Source organism: Rouxiella aceris, from assembly GCF_012933545.1.
GTDB classification, from domain to species: Bacteria; Pseudomonadota; Gammaproteobacteria; order Enterobacterales; family Enterobacteriaceae; genus Rouxiella; species Rouxiella aceris.
This window is the reverse complement of the sequence record NZ_JAADJU010000001.1, coordinates 686,946-712,969: the sequence shown is the minus strand read 5'-3', so window position 1 is coordinate 712,969 and position 26,024 is coordinate 686,946. Positions and strand designations below refer to the sequence as shown.

At 50.7% G+C, this 26,024-nt stretch carries 24 protein-coding genes; 13 read left to right on the top strand and 11 right to left on the bottom strand.

The features are described from left to right. Nucleotides 1-130 precede the first annotated feature (130 nt). Genes rpsF through rplI form a run of 4 tightly spaced genes read left to right on the top strand, consistent with a single transcriptional unit; the run spans nucleotide 131 to nucleotide 1,570 of the window. Nucleotides 131-523 (top strand): 30S ribosomal protein S6, encoded by a 393-nt coding sequence (gene rpsF / locus GW590_RS03180; RefSeq protein WP_169401549.1) that lies wholly within the window; start codon nucleotides 131-133, stop codon nucleotides 521-523. Between the two features lie 5 nt (nucleotides 524-528). Then, entirely contained in the window at nucleotides 529-846 is a 318-nt protein-coding gene (gene priB / locus GW590_RS03175; RefSeq protein ID WP_169401548.1) for a primosomal replication protein N, read from the top strand. A gap of 4 nt (nucleotides 847-850) precedes the next feature. Further along, entirely contained in the window at nucleotides 851-1,078 is a 228-nt protein-coding gene (rpsR, locus tag GW590_RS03170; protein ID WP_002210155.1) for a 30S ribosomal protein S18, read from the top strand. A 39-nt stretch (nucleotides 1,079-1,117) separates the two neighbouring features. Next, on the top strand, nucleotides 1,118-1,570 hold the full coding sequence (gene rplI, locus GW590_RS03165) for a 50S ribosomal protein L9 (RefSeq protein ID WP_169401547.1): 453 nt from the start codon (nucleotides 1,118-1,120) through the stop codon (nucleotides 1,568-1,570). Between the two features lie 107 nt (nucleotides 1,571-1,677). Here rplI and GW590_RS03160 read toward each other — a convergent pair whose 3' ends face one another. Beyond that, entirely contained in the window at nucleotides 1,678-2,412 is a 735-nt protein-coding gene (locus GW590_RS03160; RefSeq protein WP_169401546.1) for an OapA family protein, read from the bottom strand. A 276-nt stretch (nucleotides 2,413-2,688) separates the two neighbouring features. Between GW590_RS03160 and fklB the strand changes: the two genes are divergently transcribed. Further along, nucleotides 2,689-3,309 (top strand): FKBP-type peptidyl-prolyl cis-trans isomerase, encoded by a 621-nt coding sequence (gene fklB, locus GW590_RS03155; protein WP_169401545.1) that lies wholly within the window; start codon nucleotides 2,689-2,691, stop codon nucleotides 3,307-3,309. Nucleotides 3,310-3,496: 187 nt separating this feature from the next. Here fklB and ytfE read toward each other — a convergent pair whose 3' ends face one another. Next, on the bottom strand, nucleotides 3,497-4,162 hold the full coding sequence (gene ytfE / locus GW590_RS03150) for an iron-sulfur cluster repair protein YtfE (RefSeq protein WP_169401544.1): 666 nt from the start codon (nucleotides 4,160-4,162) through the stop codon (nucleotides 3,497-3,499). A 228-nt stretch (nucleotides 4,163-4,390) separates the two neighbouring features. After that, nucleotides 4,391-6,343 (bottom strand): bifunctional 2',3'-cyclic-nucleotide 2'-phosphodiesterase/3'-nucleotidase, encoded by a 1,953-nt coding sequence (locus GW590_RS03145; protein WP_169401543.1) that lies wholly within the window; start codon nucleotides 6,341-6,343, stop codon nucleotides 4,391-4,393. A gap of 236 nt (nucleotides 6,344-6,579) precedes the next feature. Between GW590_RS03145 and cysQ the strand changes: the two genes are divergently transcribed. After that, complete coding sequence (gene cysQ, locus GW590_RS03140; RefSeq protein WP_169401659.1) at nucleotides 6,580-7,323, top strand: 3'(2'),5'-bisphosphate nucleotidase CysQ; 744 nt, start codon at nucleotides 6,580-6,582, stop codon at nucleotides 7,321-7,323. A 57-nt stretch (nucleotides 7,324-7,380) separates the two neighbouring features. On the opposite strand, the gene GW590_RS03135 is transcribed toward cysQ, so the two are convergent. Next, nucleotides 7,381-7,938 (bottom strand): YtfJ family protein, encoded by a 558-nt coding sequence (locus GW590_RS03135; protein WP_169401542.1) that lies wholly within the window; start codon nucleotides 7,936-7,938, stop codon nucleotides 7,381-7,383. 408 nt (nucleotides 7,939-8,346) lie between these two features. Between GW590_RS03135 and GW590_RS03130 the strand changes: the two genes are divergently transcribed. Continuing rightward, a complete protein-coding gene (locus GW590_RS03130) occupies nucleotides 8,347-8,547 on the top strand; it encodes a DUF1107 domain-containing protein (RefSeq protein WP_169401541.1) in 201 nt (66 codons plus the stop codon). A 101-nt stretch (nucleotides 8,548-8,648) separates the two neighbouring features. Here the strand turns inward: GW590_RS03130 and GW590_RS03125 are convergent, their stop codons facing one another. Together GW590_RS03125 and msrA are read right to left on the bottom strand one after the other, a co-directional pair. Next, nucleotides 8,649-9,980: a hemolysin family protein gene (locus GW590_RS03125; RefSeq protein WP_169401540.1), complete on the bottom strand. Its 1,332-nt coding sequence runs from the start codon at nucleotides 9,978-9,980 to the stop codon at nucleotides 8,649-8,651. Between the two features lie 310 nt (nucleotides 9,981-10,290). Then, on the bottom strand, nucleotides 10,291-10,929 hold the full coding sequence (gene msrA / locus GW590_RS03120; RefSeq protein WP_328803031.1) for a peptide-methionine (S)-S-oxide reductase MsrA: 639 nt from the start codon (nucleotides 10,927-10,929) through the stop codon (nucleotides 10,291-10,293). 301 nt (nucleotides 10,930-11,230) lie between these two features. On the opposite strand from msrA, the gene tamA reads away from it, so the two are divergent. From tamA to GW590_RS03105, 3 genes are read left to right on the top strand one after another with little or no spacing between them, the layout of a single operon-like run. Further along, nucleotides 11,231-12,973 (top strand): autotransporter assembly complex protein TamA, encoded by a 1,743-nt coding sequence (gene tamA / locus GW590_RS03115; RefSeq protein WP_169401538.1) that lies wholly within the window; start codon nucleotides 11,231-11,233, stop codon nucleotides 12,971-12,973. Continuing rightward, nucleotides 12,970-16,797 carry an autotransporter assembly complex protein TamB gene (gene tamB / locus GW590_RS03110; protein ID WP_169401537.1) on the top strand — a complete coding sequence of 1,276 codons (3,828 nt, stop codon included), beginning with the start codon at nucleotides 12,970-12,972 and terminating at the stop codon, nucleotides 16,795-16,797. Before tamA ends, tamB begins: the two co-directional genes overlap by 4 nt. Before the next feature lie 2 nt (nucleotides 16,798-16,799). Next, nucleotides 16,800-17,150: a gamma-glutamylcyclotransferase family protein gene (locus GW590_RS03105; protein WP_169401536.1), complete on the top strand. Its 351-nt coding sequence runs from the start codon at nucleotides 16,800-16,802 to the stop codon at nucleotides 17,148-17,150. A 92-nt stretch (nucleotides 17,151-17,242) separates the two neighbouring features. Here the strand turns inward: GW590_RS03105 and ppa are convergent, their stop codons facing one another. Beyond that, a complete protein-coding gene (ppa, locus tag GW590_RS03100) occupies nucleotides 17,243-17,776 on the bottom strand; it encodes an inorganic diphosphatase (RefSeq protein WP_169401535.1) in 534 nt (177 codons plus the stop codon). 324 nt (nucleotides 17,777-18,100) lie between these two features. Between ppa and GW590_RS03095 the strand changes: the two genes are divergently transcribed. Further along, on the top strand, nucleotides 18,101-19,702 hold the full coding sequence (locus GW590_RS03095) for a methyl-accepting chemotaxis protein (RefSeq protein WP_169401534.1): 1,602 nt from the start codon (nucleotides 18,101-18,103) through the stop codon (nucleotides 19,700-19,702). A 299-nt stretch (nucleotides 19,703-20,001) separates the two neighbouring features. On the opposite strand, the gene fbp is transcribed toward GW590_RS03095, so the two are convergent. Continuing rightward, nucleotides 20,002-21,006, bottom strand: coding sequence for a class 1 fructose-bisphosphatase (gene fbp / locus GW590_RS03090; protein WP_169401533.1), 1,005 nt, complete (start codon nucleotides 21,004-21,006; stop codon nucleotides 20,002-20,004). Nucleotides 21,007-21,174: 168 nt separating this feature from the next. On the opposite strand from fbp, the gene mpl reads away from it, so the two are divergent. Continuing rightward, nucleotides 21,175-22,569, top strand: coding sequence for a UDP-N-acetylmuramate:L-alanyl-gamma-D-glutamyl-meso-diaminopimelate ligase (gene mpl / locus GW590_RS03085; RefSeq protein ID WP_169401532.1), 1,395 nt, complete (start codon nucleotides 21,175-21,177; stop codon nucleotides 22,567-22,569). A 314-nt stretch (nucleotides 22,570-22,883) separates the two neighbouring features. Here the strand turns inward: mpl and yhcN (GW590_RS03080) are convergent, their stop codons facing one another. The 3 genes from yhcN (GW590_RS03080) to argR all read right to left on the bottom strand — a co-directional run bounded on the left by yhcN (GW590_RS03080) (nucleotide 22,884) and on the right by argR (nucleotide 24,602). After that, nucleotides 22,884-23,147, bottom strand: a complete 264-nt coding sequence (gene yhcN, locus GW590_RS03080) for a peroxide/acid stress response protein YhcN (RefSeq protein ID WP_169401531.1) — start codon at nucleotides 23,145-23,147, stop codon at nucleotides 22,884-22,886. 223 nt (nucleotides 23,148-23,370) lie between these two features. Beyond that, a complete protein-coding gene (gene yhcN / locus GW590_RS03075; protein ID WP_169401530.1) occupies nucleotides 23,371-23,634 on the bottom strand; it encodes a peroxide/acid stress response protein YhcN in 264 nt (87 codons plus the stop codon). Between the two features lie 497 nt (nucleotides 23,635-24,131). Then, nucleotides 24,132-24,602: a transcriptional regulator ArgR gene (gene argR / locus GW590_RS03070; protein ID WP_169401529.1), complete on the bottom strand. Its 471-nt coding sequence runs from the start codon at nucleotides 24,600-24,602 to the stop codon at nucleotides 24,132-24,134. Between the two features lie 463 nt (nucleotides 24,603-25,065). Between argR and mdh the strand changes: the two genes are divergently transcribed. Continuing rightward, nucleotides 25,066-26,004, top strand: coding sequence for a malate dehydrogenase (gene mdh, locus GW590_RS03065; RefSeq protein ID WP_169401528.1), 939 nt, complete (start codon nucleotides 25,066-25,068; stop codon nucleotides 26,002-26,004). The last annotated feature ends 20 nt before the right edge of the window (nucleotides 26,005-26,024 follow it).

Below are 26,024 nucleotides of genomic sequence, written 5' to 3'. Positions count from 1 at the left end.
CTTGAGTTTCTGAGAGTGCGGCCCTATAATTGCGCGTCATTTTTTCAGCCGTACACATAACACGTTCCTTGCTTCCATGGGCCACGGCTGACCCTGACAGGAGGCTGAATAATCCGTAAGGAGCAATTCTATGCGTCATTACGAAATCGTTTTTATGGTCCATCCTGACCAGAGCGAACAGGTTCCGGGCATGATCGAGCGTTACAGTGCTACCATCACTAACGCTGCTGGTCAGATTCACCGTCTGGAAGACTGGGGCCGCCGTCAGCTGGCTTACCCGATCAATAAACTGCACAAAGCCCACTACGTTCTGCTGAACGTTGAAGCTCCGCAGGAAGCGATCGATGAGCTGGAAACAAACTTCCGCTTCAACGACGCCGTTATCCGCAGCATGGTTATGCGCGTTAAGCACGCGGTAACTGAAGCTTCACCAATGGTTAAAGCGAAAGACGAACGCCGTGAGCGTCGTGAAGATTTCGCCGAAGCTAATGATGATTCTGAAGCTGGGGATTCTGAAGAGTAATTTTTGTGACGACTAATCGCCTGGTGTTGTCTGGCACAGTGTGCAAGACCCCCATTCGTAAAGTCAGTCCATCGGGTATTCCTCACTGCCAGTTTGTGCTTGAGCATCGCTCGCAGCAGCAGGAAGCCGGATTCAACAGACAAGCATGGTGCCGAATGCCCGTGGTTGTCAGTGGACATCAGTCACAAGTATTAACTCACAGTATAACGGTCGGCACGCAACTCACCGTCACTGGATTCATTAGCTGCCATCAAGGTCGCAATGGGCTCAATAAAGTGGTGTTACATGCCGAGCAGATTGAATTGATAGATTCTGGAGACTAGCCAAATGGCACGTTATTTCCGTCGTCGCAAGTTCTGCCGTTTTACCGCGGAAGGCGTTGTAGAGATCGATTATAAAGATATCGCTACGCTGAAAAACTACATTACCGAAAGTGGTAAAATTGTTCCGAGCCGTATCACCGGTACTCGTGCAAAATACCAGCGTCAGCTCGCTCGTTGTATCAAGCGCGCACGCTACCTGTCTTTGTTGCCATATACTGATCGTCATCAGTAATAGGCCACAGTCCATTAACGACTTTGAGAGGATAAGGTAATGCAAGTTATTCTGCTTGATAAAGTAGCAAACCTGGGCAGCCTGGGTGATCAAGTTAACGTTAAAGCGGGTTATGCCCGTAACTTCCTGGTACCACAGGGCAAAGCTGTTCCTGCTACCAAGAAAAACGTTGAGTATTTCGAAGCACGTCGTGCAGAACTGGAAGCCAAACTGGCTGACGTTCTGGGCGCCGCTGAAGCTCGCGCAACCAGCATCAACGAACTGGGCTCTGTTACCATCGCGTCTAAAGCAGGCGACGAAGGTAAATTGTTCGGCTCTATCGGTACTCGTGACATCTCTGACGCAGTGACTGCGGCAGGTGTTAAAGTTGCCAAGAGCGAAGTTCGTCTGCCAGATGGCGTTCTGCGCACTCTGGGCGAACACGAAGTGGACTTCCAGGTTCACAGCGATGTTTTCGCTAAGCTGACTGTAGTTGTGGTTGCTGAAGCGTAATATTACGCGTTAAGTGATCCGTTAAGACGCCGGCCTTGTGCCGGCGTTTTGCTTTTCTGCACTCAGGCAATCGGCCTGGCGGGCAAGTTAGCCATCATCTCGAGAAATTAGCGGCTGCGCTGATAGCTGCCGTCGGCCTGGCGGGTAAAGCGTATGGCGGTATTCTGATCGTTAATCACTTCCAGCGACGTGACCACGCCCTGGGCATTACGTTGTATTTTCACTTCCTGTCCGGTGTGCAGATTGCTCAGCGGCTTGTCATCTCCTTCCACCTGCGCCATGGCGAAGACATCATTGACCATCAAGTTATTATCGCGGAATAGCTGGGCCAGAGTCTGACCCGACTGAATGTGGTAGCTTTTCCAGCTACCCTGATCGCTGGTTGCCGGCGGTGAAGCCGGCTGTGATTGTACTCGTTGAGACTGATCGGGCTGCGGTTGAGCAAGCTGCGTGGTACGCCCTTGCTCATTACGCAGATCCGCCTGCATTGGCACCGAGCTGGTCTGATCGGACGGGGCGTAGGTGTTTTCCGGCGAATAGGGCCAGAGAATGGCGATCACCACCAGCAAAAGGCTGATGATTATCCAGCGACGATGAAAATAGGGCAGCGGTTCCATCCAGTGAAAATCATCACTTAAATGCCAGATTCGTTCGAACAGCGTAGAAGCTTTTCCCCTCACGCGGTGAGGCGAGGACACTTCTGCTGTTTCGACCTCATCCTGCTCAGTGGTCTCTGGCGGTTTTTTGCGTAATGGCCTTTGCATAGTGGTAGCAATCCAGGATCTCAACATGGGTTGAAAAATACGGGTGGCCTTCCTTCTCCTGGGCGTGAATTGGCCCATGACAACCTCTCTTGTTGCGCATAATACTAAAAAAATCAGACGTCAAAATTATTGCTTGATTATACGCTTAAGTATAGCTGGTTAACTGCTTGATGCGAAAAGGAACAAAGCATAAACCGCAGTAAAAAGATGCACGACCCGGCAATAGAAGTGAAAATTAACCGCCGCCGTCGCCAATATTGCGTTAAAAATCACCTTCGGCGACAGAGGATTTTACCCGCCACTCCCACGCTGTTATGCTGCGTCTTCGACTTTTTTATGATTAAAGGATATTTCATGACAACCCCTTCATTTGACAGCGTTGAAGCGCAGGCAAGTTACGGTATCGGCTTGCAGGTCGGTCAACAACTGCAGGAATCCGGTTTACAGGGCTTAGAGCCTGATGCTCTTCTTGCAGGCTTACGCGATGCGCTAGAAGGGAACACCCCTGCTGTGCCTGTCGATGTGGTACACCGCGCACTGCGTGAAGTACACGAACGTGCTGATGCCGTTCGCCTTCAGCGTCAGGAAGCGCTGGCAGTGGAAGGTCAGGAATTTCTGACTGCCAATGCCCAGCGAGAAGGCGTGACCAGCACTGAGTCCGGTTTACAGTTCTCCGTGATTACGCAGGGCGAAGGCGCTATTCCAGGCCGTCAGGATCGCGTACGTGTGCATTATACGGGCAAACTGATCGACGGTACTGTGTTTGACAGCTCCGTACAGCGCGGTGAGCCGGCTGAATTCCCGGTAAGCGGCGTAATTCCTGGCTGGATTGAAGCGCTGACCCTGATGCCGGTGGGTTCCAAGTGGGAGCTGTATATCCCTCATAACCTGGCTTATGGCGAACGCGGTGCCGGTGCAACCATCCCGCCATTCAGTGCCCTGACTTTCGAAGTCGAGCTGCTGGAAATTCTGTAATTATCCCAAGGGATAATTAACATAGCAAGGGTGCGAATTGCGTCTTTCTGACGGCTGACAAAGTCAGTTTTTAGGGAGAGTGCACCCTTGGGGTCGTGTGCTATGTCCAGGTATCTCGATCAGCAATACCACTTTGTTATCAAACGAAAGGACGCCGATGGCGTCCTTTTTCATATCGTTTATCGCTCTATTCACCACGCAGAGCCCGTGGGAATAACAGATTGTTTTCCAGATGAATGTGTTCCATCAAATCACTAATAAACTCGTTGATCCCGGCATATAGCGCCCGCCAGGTCACACATGCGTCTTCCGGCGGCGTCACGTTATTCGTCAGGCGTTTAATCTCTTCCAGAATATTGCCCGCGTCATCATGCTCGCGTTCCATTACCGAAATCGGGCCGCTGGCCTGACGTCCCATACCGCTGACGATCATTGGGAACAGGATCTGCTCTTCTTTCATCATATGGCTGGTCAGCTCGTCGAGGATGGTTTGTAGCTGCACGGCCAGGCCGTGTGGGCAGGCGGCTTTATCGCCATGTACGCGCTCGACTTTTTCGGCCATCAGCACCAGTTCCGGCAGCTCCTGGCGGTGACGATCGTGGAAACGGGGAATAATATAGTGAATGATCTCGGTCAGCGTGGCGGTTTGCCAGTTGACGGAGGTCTCCGGCTGTTGCTCAATTTCCGCCAACAGTCGCTCAATCAGATCAATATCCAGATCTTTTTTGCTGACGGCCCGCAGCAAGGTCTGTTTGCCGCCGCAGCAGAAGTCGAGATCGTATTGACGGAATAAGCGGGTAGCGCGAGGAATGGCGACAGCCAGTGCACCGAGAGGTTGATTGCGATAGTCCATGGGATGCCTTATTAAATGAGTAAACTCTATAACATGTATTATAAATACATGTTATAGAGTTTGGCTATAGCTCAAAGGAAGTACGGGAAAATAAAATGCGCAGGTGGGAGAGGGGGCTGACGAAGTCGATGTCCAGAGCGAGACAGCCTTGGGGCTTCGGACTGTCTCGCTCTGCTCGTGACTGTCGACTGACTTAACGCCTCCGATCAGGAGGCGTTGTGACCAGGCTTATTGTTGCAGGTTGATCTGGTAGAGAGCAAAGCCGATGCTATCCGTGCCTTTGGCGGTCAGCGGATATTGCGCATGTGACTTGATAAACGCGGCGGCTTTATCATCTGGCGAGGTTTCAAAGCGGATATCCAATGGTTGCGCCGCCTTGATCGTCGCCAGTCGCCAGTTATTGTCGGCTTGTGGCGTAACGGCACCGTGCTTTTTGGTTTCGGCGCTGATATACGCAGCCAGCACGGCGCGGTTTTCATCCGGTGAGGCAAAGGCGATATGTTTGTCGCCGGTACCAGCAAACTTGCCGCCATAAGCCCGATAGTTGTTGGTCGCTACCAAAAATATTGCGTCGGGGCGAACGGGCTTGCCCTGATAGGTCAGATGCTTGATGCGTTCGGCATTTTTATTTTTCAGTTGGCATTCCCCGTCAAATCGCGCCGGTTGGGTGACGTCAATTTGATAATTAACGCCGTCGATAACGTCGAAATTATAGGTACGGAAGCCATCCCAGTTTATTAACGACTGAGGCTGACTGCTGTGGGTATCGATTTGGTTAAACTGACCGGCTGAGCATTCGAGCCAGTCTTTCACCTCCTGCCCACTGACTTTCATCACCACCAGCGTATTGGGGTAGAGATAGAGATCGGCGGCGTTGCGGAAGGTCAGCGGCCCTTTTTCGACTTCAACAAAGCTGGCCGGATCGTTTTTGCGTCCGCCTGCTTTAAAGGGAGCCGCCGCCGACAGCACCGGCAGACCAGCCAGATCCGGATCGCCCTGAATAAAATGTTCGGTATAGGCTTTCTGCGCATTATTGACGATCTGTACCGTTGGATCGTCCTGGATCAGTGACAGGTAGCTGTACATATCTGCCGTGGCTTTACCTATCGGCTGACTGACAAAGTCGCGGGTGGCCTGATGATCCGCAGCCAGCACCTGCAGTAATTGCGGATCCTCCGCTGCCAGCGATTTTTTAGCCACATTGTCAAAGATGGGGCGCGCTTCTGCCTTGGCCTGGGTGACTCGCCAACTGCCGCTATCGTTGTTCAACACCAGATCCACCACGCCGAGATGATCGCCCCACATCCCCGGCATAACGGCCGGAATGCCATTGAGGGTACCTTGCCTGATATCGGCCCCTTTGATTGCGGCAAACTCTTCACTGGGGAAAACCGCATGGGCATGACCAAACATGATGGCATCAATGCCTTTGACCTGGCTGAGGTAGTAGACGGAGTTTTCGGCCTGCGCCCGGTAAGGCTCTGCCGATAGTCCGGAGTGCGGGATGGCAACAATAATCTCGGCCCCTTGTTTGCGCATTTCCGGGATCCACTTTTTCGCTGTTGCGGTGATATCGGCCACGGTAACTTTGCCTTGCAGCCGGGTTTTGTCCCACACCATGATTTGTGGTGGCACAAAACCGATATAGCCGATACGCAGATTGTGGGTTTTGCCTTCACTGTCGGTAACCGGGTTATCGGTGATCAGAAAGGGGGTGAACAGCGGTTTACCGCTTTTGACGTTAATCACATTGGCATTTACATAGGGGAATTTTGCCCCTGCCAGGGCTTTTTGCAGATAATCGAGGCCGTAATTGAATTCATGATTGCCGAGATTACCTACTGCATAGTTTAGCGTATTCATTGCTTTGTAAACCGGATGGACCTCACCGTCTTTCAGTCCTTTGGCCGCCATATAATCCCCGAGCGGACTGCCCTGAATGACGTCACCGTTATCTACCAGCACGCTGTTTTTGACTTCCGCCCGCGCCGCGTTTATCAGGCTGGCGGTACGCACCAGGCCAAATTTTTCGGTCGGTTTATCTTTGTAATAGTCAAAATCCATCATATTGCTGTGCAGATCGGTGGTTTCCATAATGCGCAGGTCGACAGTTGCGGCCTGGGCGGTGGCCATTGCAACCCATATGGCGACCAGAGAAAATCTCAGGTGACGCTTAAGCATAACATTGCCTCCATTCGAGATATTGAGCGGGAAAAGCACGACAGATATCTCAAAAATATTAGCGGGTGTAACTCACTGTCACGAATAAATGTGATAGATATCCAATTAAAGTGCCAAGGCAGAAGCGGTAAATTTGACGGAAATGAATTCATCGGCACAAGCGGTATCGGTGATAGCTATTCCGGTTAAAAAAAACTAGGCTTTATACTTAAGAGAAAAAACCACTGAGGTGAATGATGTTGGAACAAATTTGCCAGCTCGCCCGCGAAGCGGGTGATGCCATAATGAAAGTCTACGATGGCGAACAGCCGGTCGATGCCCGCCAGAAAAAGGATGATTCACCGGTGACCGCCGCCGATATCGCCGCACATAATGTGATTAAACAAGGTTTGCTGGCGCTGGATCCGCAGACGCCGCTGTTATCGGAAGAAGATCCCCCTTCATGGGAAGTACGTCAGCGTTGGGATCGTTTCTGGCTGGTTGATCCTCTTGACGGTACCAAAGAGTTTCTGAAACGTAATGGCGAGTTTACCGTCAATATTGCCTTGATCGAAGCGGGCATGCCGGTTCTTGGTGTGGTGTATGTCCCGGTGACCGGGGTGATGTATGCTGCTGCAGAAGGTAAAGCCTGGAAAGAAGAGAATGGCCAGCGAGTTGATATCAATGCGCGCCAGGCACATCCGCCGCTGGTGGTGGTGAGCCGTTCTCACAGTAGCGATCAGGAGTTGCAGGATTACCTGGCCCAGCTAGGTGAGCACCAGACGGTAAGCATTGGCTCGTCGCTGAAGTTTTGTCTGGTTGCCGAAGGTTCGGCCCAGCTCTATCCGCGTTTCGGGCCAACCTCGGTGTGGGATACGGCTGCCGGTCATGCCGTGGCTCAGGCCGCCGGAGCCACAGTGACCGACTGGCAAGGGCAGACGCTGATGTATACGCCAAAAGAGTCGTTCCTGAATCCCGGCTTTCGGGTGTCACTGTTTTAAGGAATAACCGCGACCTTCCTCGCGACAATAAGCGCGTTCACCGCGCTTATTGTCGGTCTATTCCTTGATCAACTGGTTAACCATATCAATCACCTGATTCACCTCTTGCGGCGTTAATGCCCCCTCTTTGGCGAAATGAATAATTCCGGCTTTATCCAGCACGATAATCGCTGAGTTTTTACTTTGTAAATGCCAGGCTTTCGCTACGGCACCGTTACTGTCGACAATCACCTGCGACCAGGGGAACTCTTTTTTACCGTTTTCAATGCTGTTTCGTACAAAGATACCACTGCCAATAATGGCATCGTCGGTATTGATGATGGTGGTGGTCTGATAGCGGTCTTGCGGCAGATTATCCTGGCGAATGGCATCAACCAGCGGCGCATTCAGAGCCTTGGCACTGGTACGGCCGGCAATATGTTGAATAATGCGCACCTTGCCCTGCAGCCTGACGCTGGTCCAGTTGCTGTAACTGAAGTCATCGTTGATATAAAGCAGCTCACCTTTGTCCATCACGCTGACAGGGGGAACGCGATTACCAATTTCCAAATTGTGGGCAGAGGTCACAACAGGTGTTAACAATAGAGCTACAATTATTAAACATTTTTGAAGCATAAATTCTCCTGAAACGGCGGGTGGGCAGGCAACGTAAAGGGTGAATCGCGGCCATAGGCTCTGACAAGCATAGGATTGTTTCAAGTGGTCTGTCCTGTTGAGATACCTATAATGTGCTGCCAGTAACAAAAATGCGTGCTCTGCCGGGGCTTATTTGTTAACAAAATGATAAGCAAAAAAAAGATTCTGTCATCAACGATACATATTGACCGGTTATACTGCGTGCCGCTTACTGGTTGAAGTTCAATATCGTCAAACTATGTAAAAGTAGTGAAATAGACTGGATTAAAAGGAACTCGGTGCTATCTTTCAGGTCTACTCACTGTACTTAGGTCTAGGTCCCAGATGGCAAGTTCTGCATTCGTGGTCTGAGTAAGCTAGATACTTGAAGGGAGGAAAGTTAAAAAAATGAGAATCTTCCAACGTTATAACCCACTGAAAGTGGCTAAATATGTGAAAACGTTGTTCAGAGGCCGCATTTATATCAAAGATGTCGGCGCCTTTGAGTTTGACCAAGGCAAGATCCTGTTGCCAAAAATTCGCGACAGGCGCCACTTTAGCGTGATGTCTGAGGTTAACCGCCAAGTGATGCACCTGCAGGCGGAATAGCGTAGCTGACGCGACACCAGCAGTAAAAACAACAACGGCCGCAATGGATATTGCGGCCGTTGTTGTTTACCGGCAGGGTTGCCCCGAGGAACCGTCAATGATCACGCGGTTTTATCGTCGGGTGATTTTGGCAGCAATGGAGCAACTGGCAGATCGCTGATGCGTGTGACCAGTAGCTGGTCAATCTTGTAGCTGTCGATATCCACCACTTCAAATTTAAAGCCGGAGAATTTCACAAAGTCGGTACGCTTGGGAATTTTGCGCAGCATAAACATCATAAAACCGCCGATGGTTTCATAATTGCCAGACTGCGGGAAATCCTCAATATGCAGCACGCGCATCACGTCTTCGATCGGTGTGCCACCTTCAATCAGCCATGAGTTTTCATCGCGCGCCACGATCTGTTCTTCCATACCCTGGCCGACCAAATCACCCATCAAGGTGGTCATGACGTCGTTAAGGGTAATGATGCCGACCACCAACGCATATTCGTTGAGGATCACCGCAAAGTCTTCTCCCGCTGTTTTAAAGCTTTCCAGGGCTTCTGACAGCGTCAGCGTATCGGGAACAATCAGCGCAGAACGAATTTGTACGCCGCTGCTCAGCATCAGACTTTGATTACCCAAGACGCGATTGAGCAAGTCTTTCGAGTCGACATAGCCGACGACCTGGTCAATTTGCCCGTCGCAGACCAAAAACTTGGAATGGGGATGGGTGGAAATTTTATCTTTGATACTCTCTTCACTTTCCCGCAGGTCGAAGTAAATCACGCTTTCACGGGAGGTCATCGACGAGGGAACGGTGCGTGATTCCAGCTCAAAAACGTTTTCAATCAGCTCGTGTTCCTGTTTGCGCAGCACCCCGGCCAGCGCACCGGCTTCCACCACCGCATAGATATCGTCGGAGGTAATATCATCGTTACGCACGGTGGGCAGTTTAAACAGACGGAAGATAACATTGGCCAATCCGTTAAAGAACCACACCATCGGGCGGCAAACGAACAGGCAGAAACGCATCGGGTTGACTATCCGAACGGCGACCGTTTCGGGTGAAATCATACCGATGCGCTTCGGCGTCAAATCTGCAATCAGGATAAACATACTGGTGACCAGGATAAACGAGCAGATAAAGCTGACCTGTTCGGAAAGTTCTGGCGGCAGGAATTTTTCAAAGAAGATGCGAAATACCGGGGAAAAGGCGGCGTCACCGACAATACCACCGAGAATGGCAACGGCGTTGAGGCCGATTTGCACCACGGTGAAGAACAGTCCAGGGGTTTCCTGTAATTTCAGTACATGTGCGGCATTGACGTTTCCTTCGTCTGCCAACAGTTTAAGTTTGATTTTGCGCGAAGCAGCCAGCGATATCTCCGAAAGGGAGAAGAAGGCGCTGATCGCGATTAATAAAAGAATAAGTAAAATACTATTTAACATAATCTATCCGTTTAACACCGGGGTTCATGCCGGCAGGGAAGGCTAATCCGTTTGGTATTGTTAGAGAAAACATTCAAATGCGCTATATCCTGCGAGTCTGACGCTGCATTTACCGCGGCGAATCGCATTTATGCCAATCAGCGACTTATGTAAGCTCATTGGTATCACTTTGCTTGCTGCCTTGTTGCAATGCAGTGACTTGGATATAAAAGCTAAGATAACAGCAAGAAACGTATCTACCAGGCCGCGAATGCGGCCCGGATAGTATAGCAGGAGCGGTCATATTGCCGCCAGTGCCCAATTTAGCCGGCTATTGGCGGGGTAAACAGACTCCAATCCCACCCAGTCCGCAATAACCCTCGGGGTTTTTCGCCAGATACTGCTGATGATCGTCCTCGGCATAATAAAAAGGCAGTGCTTCGCTGATTTCTGTGGTGATCGCGCGATTATCCCCCGCGCTGCGCATTGCCTGCTGAAAGCGCTGCAGACTGGCTAATGCGGCTTGCTGCTGTTGCTGGCTTTGCGCGTAAATGGCGGAACGATACTGCGTGCCTATATCACCACCCTGACGCATGCCCTGCGCCGGGTCGTGATTTTCCCAAAAAATCTGCAGCAGTTGCTCATAGGCGATCACTGCCGGATCAAAGACGATACGCACCACTTCGGCATGTCCGGTCTGACCGCTGCAGACTTCACGATAGGTTGGATTGGGAGTAAAGCCTCCGGCGTAGCCTGCTGCCGTGCTATAGACGCCATCCAATTGCCAGAACAGGCGTTCCACGCCCCAAAAACAGCCCATTGCAAACAGGGCAATCTCCATATTTTCCGGTACATAGGTCATGGAGTGGCCATTAACTGCATGTAGCGTTGCGACCGGCATGGGAGTGGTACGACCGGTTAACGCCGCTTCTTTGCTGATAGCCTGGGTTTTATCTGTGAGTTGCGCCACAAGAGACTCCGCTAATTTATATCGATAAAGTTTGTGGGTTGTATCCGCTGGCTTCTTTGCACACAATACCATCTAATAGCCTTCATCTTTGAAACTATTGGCTATAACCCCGCTGAAATTGAAACTGTAGCAGCTTTACCGACACTGACTAATAAGAAGTGGTGACGAATGTCGGATGATTATGCGTGGCCTTGCTACAATTTCAATGACCTGGGGAATAGATGCCTTAATCGCGTGGTCATGATTTCAGCAAATCGCATCTGATATTTTAACAGGACAATGAAACGTAGCAGGAGAGCTTGTGCCACGATACCCTAAACTTTTTGTGTTAGCCGTACTGCTGGCCTCCCCCTTATCTTTTGCCGCAAAAGTACGTTTACAGCTTGAAGGGCTGGATGGCGACCTGGAAAAAAACGTTCGTGTGCGCCTCTCTGCCATTGGAACTGATGAGGTGGCGGCTGACGGGCGTTTTCGCGCCCGTGTCAGCGAGGCCATTCAGCTGGGTCTGCGTCCTTTGGGTTATTATCAGCCCACCATCGATTTTGATTTTATCCAGACACCGCCGCCGGGTCGTCCGGTTTTAGTGGCTAAAGTCACCCCCGGAACACCAATCAAAATTGCCGGTACCCAAGTGGTTATTAGCGGACAGGCAAGGGACGATAGTGAGTTTGCTGCCCTGAAAAAGGCGCAGGTACCGGCCATCGGCACGCGTTTAAATCATGGTACCTATGATGGTTTTAAAAGCTCGCTAACCGGGCTGGCTTTGCGGCGCGGCTACTTCGATGCCGATATGCGTAAAAGCCAACTGGGGATCATCGAAGATCAACATCAGGCATTTTGGGATATCGATTTTGACAGTGGACAGCGCTATCGCTTTGGCGCGGTCAATTTCAAAGGGGCGCAGATCCGCGATGACTATCTGCAAAATCTGGTGCCTTTCCATCAGGGCGACTATTACACCTCAGCCCAACTGGCAGAACTAAATCGACGGCTGGCGGCCACCGGCTGGTTTAATTCGGTGGTGGTATCCCCGGACTTTGCGCAAAAAAGCGTGAAAACCGATAAAACGCTGCCGCTCAATGCGCTGGTAACGCCACGCAACCGTAATACCCTGGAGCTGGGGGGCGGCTATGCCACCGACGTGGGACCGAGGGTCAAGGCCAACTGGAAAAAACCGTGGATCAATGACCGCGGCCAGAGTCTCGAAAGCTCGGTAAGTCTCTCTGCTCCTGAGCAAACCCTGGATCTCAGCTATAAGATCCCGCTGCTTAAAGACCCCTTGGAACAGTATTATCTGGTGCAGGGCGGGTTCAAGCGTGAAGACCTCAATGATACCAAGTCAGATTCCAGCACCGCCAACGTGGCGCGTTATTGGGATCTGTCCAGCGGCTGGCAGCGCTCAATCAATTTGCGCTGGAGTCTTGACCACTTTACCCAGGCTGCGGTAACCAATACCACCATGCTGATCTACCCCGGGGTAACTATCAGCCGTACCCGCTCGCGCGGTGGCCTGATGCCAACCTGGGGCGATACCCAGCGCTACTCCCTCGATGTTTCTGATACTACCTGGGGATCGGATATCGATTTCGCCGTGGTGCAGGCGCAAAACGTCTGGATACGGACGTTGGGACAAAAACACCGTTTTGTGGTGCGCGGTAATCTCGGCTGGATAGAGACCAACAACTTTGACAAGGTGCCGCCATCACTACGCTTCTTTGCCGGTGGCGATCGCAGCATCCGCGGTTATAAATATAAATCCATCTCCCCGAAAGACAGCGACGGCAAACTGACCGGGGCTTCAAAACTGGCCACCGGATCGCTGGAGTATCAATATAACGTTACCGGGAAATGGTGGGGGGCGGTGTTTGTCGACAGTGGCGAAGCGGTGGATGATATTGCCAAAAGCAATGTGAAAACCGGTGCGGGTGTCGGTGTCCGCTGGGCCTCGCCGATTGGGCCGGTGAAATTTGATATCGCGGCCCCAGTGGCCGATCAGAGTGAGCATGGATTGCAATTTTATATCGGCCTGGGGCCAGAATTATGAGTTTATTTAAAAAGATCTGTCTGGTATTTCTCCTTATTGTGCTGCTGCTTACTGGCGCAGTGGCGTTTCTTGTCGGTACGCAAACCGGCCTGCATCTGGTGATTAACGGTGCCCAGCGATTTGTGCCTGGTTTGAGTATTGCCAGCGTTGATGGCGGCTGGCGCAGCCTGACCTTAAAAGATGTCAAATACAGCATGCCGGGAATTGACGTTAAAGCCGGCGAGTTTCATCTTTCCGTCGATTTGTCTTGTTTCCGGCACAGTGAACTGTGTCTCAATGCCGTGCGCGCCCGCGATATCAATGTGGTGGTCAACAGCAAGGAAATGGCGCCAGCCAGTACCCCTGAGCCACAGAGCAGTGAGCCGCTAACCAATCTCAGTACGCCTTATCCCATTACTCTGCGGCTGCTGACACTGAGCAATGTCAATGTCACCCTGGATGACCGCACGGTGTCACTGGCGGAGTTTCGCACCGGTGTGCAGTGGAAAGCCCGTTCCCTGACGCTGTTACCCACCAATATTGCCGGTCTGCTGATTGCCTTGCCAAAAACGCCGCAAAATCCGCTGCCGCCAGTGGTGCAGGCAGTACAGGACAAGGCTGTGGCCAAGGTCAGTGAAAAAGTGACCGGTGAACCGCCGCAGCCGGCCAGACCTGCGGTACCTGAAGCGCCGCTGGGTGAGACGTTAAAAGCGTTGTTTGCCAAGCCGTTACTGCCGACATTGCCGGATTTTACGCTGCCGCTCGATCTTAACGTACAGCAACTGACCGCTGAAAATCTTCGTTTGACCGGTGACAGCGAGCTGCTTATCACCCGCTTGTTGCTAAAAGTGACCACTGAAAATCAACAGGTGACCCTGAATAAACTCGAAGTACGCTCGCCGCAGGGGTCAATCGACGGTATTGGCCAGGCGACATTGAGGCAAAACTGGCCGGTGAATCTGACCATCAACAGTGGCCTGAATATCGATCCGCTGAAAGGGGAGAAAATTAAACTGACGGTGAGCGGTGAACTGCGTAATCAGCTAAACCTGGCGGTGAATCTCTCCGGACCCGTGCGCGCGCAGCTGGCAGCGCAAACCCAACTGGCGCAGGTTGGGCTGCCGCTGGATTTACGCGTGCAAAGCGAGGCATTGCAGTGGCCATTAAGCGGCACCCCGCAATATCAGATCAAGGGTTTTGATCTGCAACTCAGCGGTAAAGCCAGCGATTATGCCCTTGCGCTACATTCCGATTTCAGCGGTGAGGGCCTTCCCCCCGCAAATTTATCTCTGCAGGGGAAAGGTAATCCTGAACAATTTACTCTGCAAATGATGAGACTGACTGCCTTACAGGGCAACGCCGAGTTAAGCGGGCTGGTGGACTGGAGCAAGGCGGTGAGCTGGAATACCCTGCTGACGTTAAACGGCATAAATACCGGCAAACAGTGGCCAGAGTGGCCAGCCAAATTACAGGGCAAGCTGGCCGTGCGTGGCAGCCTGTATGGCGACAGCTGGCAGTTGCAGATACCTGCGCTGGAGCTGGACGGCAATGTGAAAAACAATCAGCTCAAGGCCCGCGGTAATCTACGCGGCAACAGCTACGGCCAGTGGGATATTCCGCAACTGCATCTGGAGTTGGGGCGTAATAATCTGGATGTCAAAGGCAAACTCAGTGACCAGTGGGCGCTGGATGCCAACGTTGACTCCCCGCATCTTGATGGCGCATTGCCCGGCCTGGGCGGCGTCGTCAAAGGCATGATCAAACTGCGTGGCAATCTCAAAGCGCCGCAACTGCTGGCCGACCTTACCGCCAGCAACCTGAAATGGCAGGCGTTGAGCATCAATCGGGTCAATGTTAAAGGCGATATCACCTCAACACAGCAGGTAGAGGGCACCCTGGCGGTAAAAGTCGTACAACTGAAGCAGGATGCGCTGGAAATTGGCGAACTGAGTCTTGACGCGAAAGGTAACGAAAAGCAGCACCAGCTTACTCTCAACATCACCGGTAAGCCGGTGGGAGGGCGCCTGGTGCTGAACGGCAGTTTTGATCGTCCCTCCCAGCAGTGGAAAGGCACAGTTACCAATACGCTGTTTGACACCCCGGTAGGCCAATGGCGGCTGACCCGGCCAATCGCTCTGGCTTATTTTAATCACGAGCAGCGGGTTACCGTTAGCCCACACTGCTGGCAGAATCCCAACGCCGATATTTGCGTGCCGACTACCATTGATGCCGGTGCCAGCGGACAGGCGAGCCTGGTACTTAATCGTTTTGATTTAGCCATGCTCAAGCCTTTCCTGACGGATGCGACTCAGCTTAGCGGGCAATTTAGCGGCAAAGCCAACGTCAGTTGGAAAGCGCAGGCCGGTCTGCCACAGGCCAGTTTGTCGCTGGTGGGCAAAGGGGTCAAAGTGCAGCAACTGATCCAGGGCAATCCTCTGCCCGTTACCTTTGATACGCTGAATATTAATGCTGCCTTGCAAAACGGCAAGGCAGACCTCGACTGGCTGATCAAAATTGCCAATAACGGCCAACTTGATGGCAAGATCCAGATAGCCGATCCCCTCGGTAAACGAACGCTTGGCGGTAACGTCAATATCACCCGTCTCTCGATGGCCATTCTGCAACCGGCACTGGCAGACGGAGAAAAAGCATCGGGTATCTTGAACGCCAATTTACGGCTGGCAGGCAATGCGCAAAAGCCGCAGGTATTTGGCAAGTTGATGCTGACGCAGGTGAATTTTGACGGTCAATTTATGCCGTTTGATATTACCAATGCCAATTTAAACATCGTTTTCAACGGCATGTCCTCAATACTGGATGGGGTGATCCAGACTGCGCACGGTCAATTGTCGTTGAACGGTAATGCCGACTGGAGTGAACTCAATAACTGGCGTGCGCGTATCGCTGCCAAGGGAGAAAAGGTCAGGGTATCGATTCCACCTATGGTTCGGCTTGATGTCTCGCCTGATCTAGTGTTTGATGCTACACCGCAAGCATTTTCGTTGAACGGAAGAGTGGATATTCCCTGGGCACGGATTACGGTTCAGGAACTTCCCGAGAGCGCAGTAGGAGTCTCGTCAGATGAGGTGATGTTAAATGACCAGCATCAGCCGATTGCCCCTGCTTCCGCCTCGATACCGATCAACAGTAATCTTGTGGTGAATATCGGAGATGATGTTCGCATTGATGCCTTTGGCCTGAAAGCGCGTTTAAAAGGCGCGCTTAAAGTGGCTCAGGATAAACGTGGATTAGGATTAAACGGCCAGATTGATATCCCTTCAGGCCGGTTCCACGCTTACGGGCAAGATTTAATCGTCAGGAAAGGCCAACTGCTTTTCTCTGGTCCGGCAGACCAGCCGCTGCTCAATCTTGAGGCGATCCGCAATCCGGACTCCACCGAGAATGACGTTGTAGCGGGTGTGCGGGTGACTGGCGAAGCAGATGCGCCCAAGCTGGAGGTTTTCTCTGACCCGACCATGTCACAGCAGGAAGCGCTCTCCTATTTGTTACGGGGACAAGGGCTGGACAGTTCGGGAGCCGACAGTGGTGCCATGACCTCGATGCTTATTGGCATGGGGGTTGCGCAAAGTGGCAAACTTGTGGGTAAAATCGGTGAGGCATTTGGTGTCAGTAATCTGGCACTGGATACGCAAGGTGTCGGGGACAGCTCGCAGGTCGTGGTGAGTGGTTATGTTCTGCCTGGGCTGCAAGTGAAATATGGCGTGGGTATTTTTGACTCGCTGGCGACCCTGACTTTGCGTTATCGTTTAATGCCTAAATTGTATCTGGAAGCGGTGTCTGGTATCGACCAGGCATTAGATTTGCTCTATCAGTTTGAGTTTTAACTATGCGAATAATTGTCTACGGCAGTTTACGACGCAAGCAAGGTAACAGTCACTGGATGACTAACGCTCAGTGGTTGGGTGACCACGAGCTTGACGGCTATGCCCTGTATAATCTGGGGCATTATCCGGCAGCGGTTCACGGGGAAGGGAAGATCTATTGCGAAGTTTACCGTATTAACTCGTCCATTATGGCTGAGCTTGACGAACTGAAAAGTAATACCAAAGATTATCGTCGTGAGCTGATCGCTACGCCGTATGGTAGCGCCTGGATCTACCTCTATATTCGTTCACTGGATGGTGTTGAACGTATCAAAGGTGGGGACTGGGTGAAGCGTCTGCAAGACGAGCAGTGAGAAGACCATAAAGGGCAAATTGCCCCGTCAGGGAAAAAAAACACCGTCTAACAGGCGGTGTTTTTTTGCAAACAAGTCGGGTTAAACCGGACTTATTTGGCGTCGGCAGCACGCTTGAATGAAGTGACGATTTCATCTTTCGCGGCCTGGGCATTTTCCCAACCTTCTACTTTCACCCATTTGCCTTTTTCCAGCGCTTTATACTGCTCGAAGAAGTGGGTGATTTGAGCACGCAGCAATTCAGGCAGATCGTTCACATCTTTGATGTGATCGTACTCTTTGCTGAGTTTGCTGTGGGGAACCGCAACAACTTTCGCATCTTCGCCAGATTCGTCAGTCATTTTCAATACGCCTACCGGACGGCAGCGGATCACAGAACCAGGCTGTAACGGGTAAGGTGTCGGTACCAGTACGTCAACCGGGTCACCGTCCAGAGACAGCGTATGGTTAACATAGCCGTAGTTACACGGATAGAACATTGCTGTTGACATAAAGCGGTCAACAAAAAGTGCACCGGTATCTTTATCTACTTCGTACTTGATTGGATCGGCATTGGCCGGAATTTCGATAACAACATAGATATCTTCTGGCAAATCTTTGCCAGCCGGTACATTCAATAAGCTCATCGTTGGTGTTCCTTTATTGGACCAGGAATGGAGTGCCGGACATTATAGCCAACTCCGTCACGATTTCCTGCCTTTTCCTCGCCGGATTTTGCTTATGCGCGATGACCGCAGGCGTAGCACGAGCCACGGTCAAGACGAATCTTATGGTACGTTAACAACAGGATCTGTTCTCTTTATCGGAACTACCCGTCTAACCCTCTGTTTTTTTGTTTCTTCTCAAGTAACGTGCTTTTGAGCCGATAGATCCTTCCAAAGAAAAGAAACTTATTATCTGCACTCCTACCCCCCTTTTCTCAATTTATCAAACTGGCCGGATATCACACTATGTTAAACAAGATGAGCGTTAAAACAGGCCTAATTGCCTTGTTAGTGATAATGACCCTGATTCTGTTGTTAGTCAGTACTTTGGGGTTGAACGCCATCAGGCAGGGAACCGCTTCTTTACAGCAGATTAATCAGCTACAGGGGGATGAACTGGGCTCTTTGGCCAACAGTTATATTTTTTCGTTACGCGCGCGCGTAGCAACAGCGGTTGCTGTGCATCAGTTGGAAATCGGCATGCTGGATGACTCGGCGGCGACCATGAAGCGCGTTGACAGCTATATCCAATCCTCAGATCGTCAGGTTGCCGCTTTTCTGGCAATGGATGACAAGGATGAGCAAGGCCGGGCGTTGAGCAACGCCATTAAAGAGGCCTATGCCGTTTATCGCAAGGATGGGCTGGTACCCGCCACGCAGGCGGTGAAAGATCAGTCCACCGATATCTATTACGACGTGATGGAAAAGAAAATGAACGCTCCCAGCAATGCTTATGATAAAGCGCTGGAAGATTTCCGTCAGTATGCCGAACAGACCACCCAGGCGCGAATGGCCAAAGCCAATTATCTGGCAATGTTACAAACCATCACCATCAGCAGCGCTTTTGTTATTGCTATATTGATCGCACTGCTCGCCTGGTTTGCCCTGCAAAAAATCATTATGCACCCGCTGGGCCATGCAATTCGTCAACTCGAGTTGATTGCCGAAGGGGATTTGACCGACGAGATTGACGACTCCAGTGACAATGAAATGGGGCGTTTGGCGAAAGCGATGAAAAGTATGCAGGGATCGCTTTATAGCTCAATGGTCAGAGTCCGCGATGCCGGCAATCAGATTGATGTCGGTTCCCGCGAACTGGCTGCCGGAAATATCCACCTGGCGCAGCGTACCGAAGAGTCTGCCGCCTCGCTGGAAGAAACAGCCGCCAGTATGGAGCAGTTGACTTCGACGGTGAAAATGAACGCCGTCAACTCCGAACAGGCTAACCAGCTGGCAATTAGCGTCTCGAATATTGCCAATAAAGGCAGTGAAGTGGTGCAACATGTAATGGAGAAAATGCTGGCGATCACTGACAGTTCAAAGCGTATTGGCGATATTGTCTCGGTGATTGATGGTATTGCATTCCAGACCAATATCCTGGCCCTGAATGCTGCGGTAGAGGCTGCTCGTGCCGGTGAACAAGGTCGTGGATTTGCCGTGGTAGCCGGTGAGGTCAGAAGCCTGGCGCAGCGCAGTGCGCAATCGGCAAAAGAGATCAAAGAACTGATCGGCGTCTCGGAAAACCGGGTGGCTGAAGGGGAAGTGATGGTCAAATCGGCGGCCGATACCATGCATGAAATTGCCAGCGAAGTGACGCGAGTAACCAGCCTGATGAAAGAGATTTCCATCGCCACCAGCGAACAGACGCACGGCATTGAGCAGGTCAATATTGCGATTACGCAAATGGATCGGGTTGCTCAGCAGAATGCGGCGTTGGTAGAAGAGGCCACGGCGGCAACGCGTTCGCTGGAAGAGCAGGCGCAACGCCTGGCGCAAACAGTGGCGGTGTTCAAACTGCAACAGCAGGTGGGGGCCCATGGGGCTCTGGCTTATCTGCCAAGCCGCTGAAATCAGTAAAAAGCAGGGGCATTATGCCCCCGCTTGAGTTTGATGACCAAGTCGTCTTGATGATCGAGATACCCGGGCATAGCACACCTAGGGGCGCTCCGGCGGGCAAGCCCGCTACGACCCCAACGGTGCACTCTCCCTAATAATGGACTTTGTCAGCAGTCTGAAGCGGGGGCATTATGCCCCCGCTTATTGGGTACGTTAAGGTCAGTTAACAAACAGCACTGCGATTATTCCCACCCTTGCGATCACCTGCAACCTGTTGCTGCGCGTGACTATTTATTGGGTGAGTGAGCTTTTTATTCGTCAGGGAACTGTTTGATAAAGCGTTCTGCATCTTCCACCATCGAACTGTTGCCGACAAAGAAAGGCGCACGTTCGTGCAATTTCTGCGGGATAATATCCAGAATGCGGTTTTTGCCATCGCTGGCTTTACCGCCGGCTTGTTCCGCCAGGAAGGCCATTGGGTTACATTCATACAGCAGGCGCAATTTTCCCTGAGGATGACTGGCGGTGCTTGGGTAAATGTAGATCCCGCCTTTCAGCAGGTTACGATGGAAGTCGGCAACCAGAGAACCGATATAGCGTGAAGTATACGGACGCTGGGTTGACTCATCTTCTTCCTGGCAATACTTGATGTATTTTTTAACGCCCAGCGGGAATCGGATGTAGTTACCTTCGTTAATGGAATACATATTACCTTTCGCCGGGAACATGACGCGTTCGTGGGACAGGCAGAATACCCCTAATGAAGGATCGTAGGTAAAGGCATGAACGCCAGCACCGGTGGTGTAAACCAGCATAGTGGATGAACCATAAACCACGTAGCCGGCGGCAACCTGACGATGGCCAGGTTGCAGGAAGTCTGCTTCGGTGACCGGTTGACCGAGCGGGGTGGTACGGCGGTAGATCGAGAAGATCGTCCCGACCGAAACGTTGACATCAATGTTTGATGAACCGTCCAATGGATCCATCAGGATCACGTATTTGGCATTGGCAGCACGTTCACCCTCGAAGATCACAATTTCATCTTCTTCTTCTGAGGCAATGCCGGCAATTTCGCCGCGTGCTTTCATGGCTGCTTTGAGTTTTTCGTTAGCATACAGGTCGAGTTTCATTTGAACTTCGCCCTGCACGTTTTCAACACCGCTGGTACCGAGTATATCGACCAGTCCGGCTTTGTTAATGTCCCTATGAATAATCTTAGCACCAAGTTTTATCGCGGACAGCAAAGCAGTCAGCTCGCCGGTGGCGTGTGGAAAGTCTTGCTGCTTTTCTACAATAAATTCGCCTAACGTTTTCATGACACATTCCCTGAATCTTAGGATGAATAACGGATTATTAATAAAAATTTTACAGAAGCGAAAGCAGTTTAGCCCAAATATATGGACGGATCATAGGCAAATCCATTTCTTCTGATGGATTCTGAGCGTTAGAATAGCCACTGACTTAAGAGCAATAACGGAAAAATTATGCGCATTCATATTCTTGGGATTTGCGGCACATTTATGGGCGGACTGGCAATGCTGGCACGCGCTCAAGGACATCAGGTTACCGGGTCGGATGATAATGTTTATCCACCCATGAGTACGCTATTGGAAAATCAGGGTATTGAGTTGATTCAGGGTTACTCGCCCGATCAGCTTGAGCCACATCCCGATCTGGTGATTATTGGCAATGCCATGGTCCGCGGCAACCCCTGTGTTGAAGCCGTGCTGGAACAAGGCATTCCCTATGTTTCCGGTCCGCAATGGCTGCACGATCATGTCCTTCCTGGCCGTTGGGTGATTGCGGTAGCGGGAACGCACGGCAAAACCACCACGTCGGGCATGGTCGCCTGGATCCTGGAAGCCTGCGGTTATGAACCGGGTTACGTGATTGGTGGCGTGCCTGGCAACTTTGACGTCTCGGCGCGTCTTGGCAACAGTCCCTTTATGGTGATTGAAGCCGATGAATATGACTGTGCGTTTTTCGACAAACGTTCAAAGTTTGTTCACTACAGCCCGCGAACGCTGGTACTCAATAATCTTGAGTTTGACCATGCCGATATTTTTGACGATTTGAAAGCTATTCAGAAGCAGTTTCACCACCTGGTTCGTTTGGTACCGGGACAGGGCAAAATCATTCTGCCGGACCACGATACGCCGTTAAAACAGGTGATGGCGATGGGATGCTGGAGCGAGCAGGAATTTACCGGTGACGGTTGTACCTGGGATGCTAAAAAGACCTCTGCGGATGCCAGCACTTTTCAGGTCTACCTCAACGGCGAGCTCGCCGGTGAAGTGTCCTGGTCGCTGGTGGGTGAACACAACATGCATAACGCCTTAATGGCGGTGGCGGCTGCTCGTCATGTTGGCGTAACCCCGGCTGATGCCTGTCATGCATTGGGCGCATTTATTAATGCGCGTCGCCGTCTTGAGCTGCGTGGTGTTGCCAATGGCGTCAGCGTCTATGATGACTTTGCCCATCACCCAACGGCCATCCTGGCTACCCTGGCGGCTCTGCGTAGCAAGGTGGGTGGGACGGCGCGGATTATTGCCGTGCTCGAACCTCGTTCCAATACCATGAAAATGGGCATGAGTAAAAACGAACTGGCGCCTTCTCTCGGACGTGCGGATGAAGTCTTTTTATTGCAACCGCACAATATTCCCTGGCAGGTTTCAGAAGTGGCCGAACGCTGTGTTCAACCGGCACATTGGCATGCTGACGTCGATGCCCTGGTGGATATGATCATGAAAACCGCGCAACCGGGTGACCATATTTTGGTGATGAGCAACGGTGCCTTTGGCGGTATTCACGGTAAATTGCTGGCTGCGCTGGAACAGAAAAAAGCGCAGGCCGACAATAAAGCGACCCCTCCGCTCTGATAGCACGATGAGCACGGTAAACACCGTGCTCATATCCCGCATCCATGACTTCCTTCTCTTGCCTGTATCATCGATCCCCCTGTTTTTTCTATGAAATAAAGATAAAAAAAACCCTCGCAAGCGAGGGCAAAGGGTGTCGTCGGACAGGACGACGAGGGTTTCGTTTCATAAGAGAACAGGGCAGTGGCAGTGCCGTTCTCTTTGGCCTCAACAGTGTTTCTTGTTAGTGATCATTGTTGGCCGTTGAAACCATTTAAGCTAATAGATAAAGCATGCGATGGTTTTAAATTTTTTGGCCGATCCGGACAGAAGCGTTATTTATAAATTTCTGCCGTTGCGTGATAGTTGCCATCATTTCGGGCTTCAATAACACGATATGATGATGCACCTTCACTGTCGGCCTTCTGGGACAACTGCTGACGAATATCAGTTGGTGTGCCATCAATACCGCTTACGCTGATCACCCCCATAGGGCGCAGATTTTCAGCTTGTTGATTACTGATCAATTGTGCAGCAGACGAGCCGAATGAAACGGCAGAAAGCAAACTCAGAGCAGCAATAGCAGTGATAATTTTCATGATAATGTCCTCAATTTTCATATGCGTAAATGACTACGCAGTTCAATTAGTGGATTTATCAATTCTGTAAGAACGTCTGTTGCACTAACCGCGTCGCGTCTATCTATGGCGAACATAATGCATGGGTTTTTGCAGCGATAAATCCGTGTCATCAGCGATATTTGAATGAATATTCAAATATTCGCTCCTTCAGATTTCTTACCTGAAGGTAACAATTCAGTGGTTACTGATAAATTTCAGCCGTGGCGTGATAGTTGCCTTCGTTACGCGCTTCAATCACGCGGAAGGCTTTGGCACCCTGCTGGTCGGCTTTATCAGACAGCGCCTGACGAATATCCGAAGGGGTACCATCAATGCCGCTGACACTGATCACACCGACTGAATGCAAATTTTGTGTCTGCGCTTCTGTAACAGGTTGTGCTGCAAAAGCACCAAATGACAGAACAGAAAGCACGCCTAAAGTTGCGATAGTAGTATTAATTTTCATTTTTGACCTCGTCTCTATTTTTATATGTTCCAACGAACTGTGATTCACATCACGAAAATGAGTATACATCTAATAACTGCAAAAATTAATAGTTTGCTAATAGTTTTTTGGGTTGTTATGAGGGGGCTTAGTTGATTTTTAATAACAGAAAAGAATAAAAGATGCCGATAAATTGTTCATTTATTGTTAAATTTGATACTTATCAACTAATTGTAGCGAATTAGCTATCTGTGCGAAATATTACAAGGTATCCTGCTGCAAGTGTTGTTGCCCAAAAAAGATGGCTGATAGCCACCTAAAGAAGGTGAAAGCGGAGCGGAAGGGAAGTTGGTCAGTTATTGATAACCATTAATAGTGGTAAATAATTGATTATCACCTTTTATGAAGGGTGAGGGGCTATCGGGTTTAGGTTAAACCAACAGCCGTCAGGGATGATTGCCTGGTTGATTGGCCCGGCCATGCGCGGGTGGATAAAGAGGATCGGGCCAAAGGGCGAGTTAAAGCTCTTGTTCGAACAGGCTGAGGATCGCTTCATAGAGCTGTTTGACGGTGAACTTGCGTGCCGGAGTAATAAAGATGGTGTCGTCGCCGGCAATGGTGCCGAGGATCCCTTCCGATTTTCCCAGCGAATCAAGCAAACGAGCAATCAGCTGCGCTGCGCCAGGACTGGTGCGGATCACCACCACCGCGTCATTATAGTCAATATCGAGAACCAGATTTTTCAGAGGACTGGTGGTTGTCGGTACGCCAATCTCCGCAGGCAGGCAGTAGACCATTTCCATTTTGGCGTTGCGAGTTCTGACCGCTCCAAATTTAGTCAGCATGCGTGAGACTTTGGACTGATTGATGTTGTCAAAGCCATCATCTTGCAGTGCGACAACGATTTCACCTTGAGAGCTAAACTTCTCTTCTTTCAAGAGGGCTTTGAAAGCTTTGATTAAATCTTCCTGTTTGGCAGGATTACGCATTTTGCACCCATTGCATCACATAAGTAGTTGCATTGATTATGCAGATAACTGCATTTTTATGCAATCAAACATCATGTTATTAACTTGAAAGGAGCTAAAACATAAGGCATGTAACTCTATTATTGATCTTGAGAATCGTGAATATGCCAAATATGTGCACTCTCATTGGGAATAAAGGTTAATTACATGTTATTGAAATGAGGTTGTTCTGCCTATAGCGGATCCGCGGCGATGACCGCAGAGTAAGCCAAATGACAGGATCCGGGATTATACAAATATTTTGCTTTATATTAATGATATGAAAACAAAAGCCCTGATAAAGGTGATCTGGTCGACAGTTTAATTTCTGCGCGACCTCGCAATCTCTCCATCTGGTATTTGTTTTTAACCCCATAGTTTACTAAGGTTACTAAGTGAATGAATTCGTGGTGTTTTTTTAACGTCATAAAAAAAGGAGTATAGGATGAAAGTTACAATCCTTGGTGCTGCCGGCGGCATTGGCCAGGCTCTCGCACTTCTACTCAAGACCCAATTACCCGCTGGATCTGAACTCTCACTGTATGATATCGCACCTGTTACGCCGGGTGTGGCGGTCGATCTCAGCCATATCCCCACGGCGGTTTACACGAAAGGGTTCTGTGGTGAAGATGCCAAACCGGCATTGGTTGGTGCTGACGTTGTGCTGATTTCTGCCGGCGTGGCTCGCAAACCCGGTATGGATCGCTCGGACCTGTTTAATGTCAACGCCGGTATCGTCCGTAATTTGGTGCAGCAAATCGCCGTCACCTGTCCGCAAGCCTGTATTGGGGTGATCACCAACCCGGTGAACACCACGGTGGCAATTGCGGCTGAGGTGCTGAAAAAAGCCGGTGTTTACGATAAAAACAAACTTTTTGGTGTCACGACTCTGGATATCATTCGCGCCAATACTTTTGTTGCCGAATTGAAAGGCAAGTCACCGGCAGATATCGAGGTGCCGGTCATTGGCGGCCACTCCGGTGTGACTATCTTGCCTTTGCTTTCGCAAATCCCCGATGTCAGTTTTACCCCTGCTGAAGTTGCCCAACTGACGAAACGTATTCAAAATGCCGGCACCGAAGTTGTCGAGGCGAAAGCTGGCGGCGGATCGGCCACGCTGTCCATGGGACAGGCGGCGGCGCGTTTTGGTCTCTCTCTGGTAAGCGCGTTGCAGGGGAAAGCAGGTATCGTTGAATGTGCATATGTTGAAGGTAACGGTGAGCATGCTCGCTTCTTTGCACAACCGATCTTATTAGGTAAAAACGGTATTGCAGAGCTCAAAGAACTGGGCACCCTGAGTTCATTTGAACAACAAGCCATGGAAGCCATGCTTGACGTACTTCACCAGGATATCCAATTGGGTGAGCAGTTTATCAACAGCTGATTTTTTTTCGCTTACCTCTC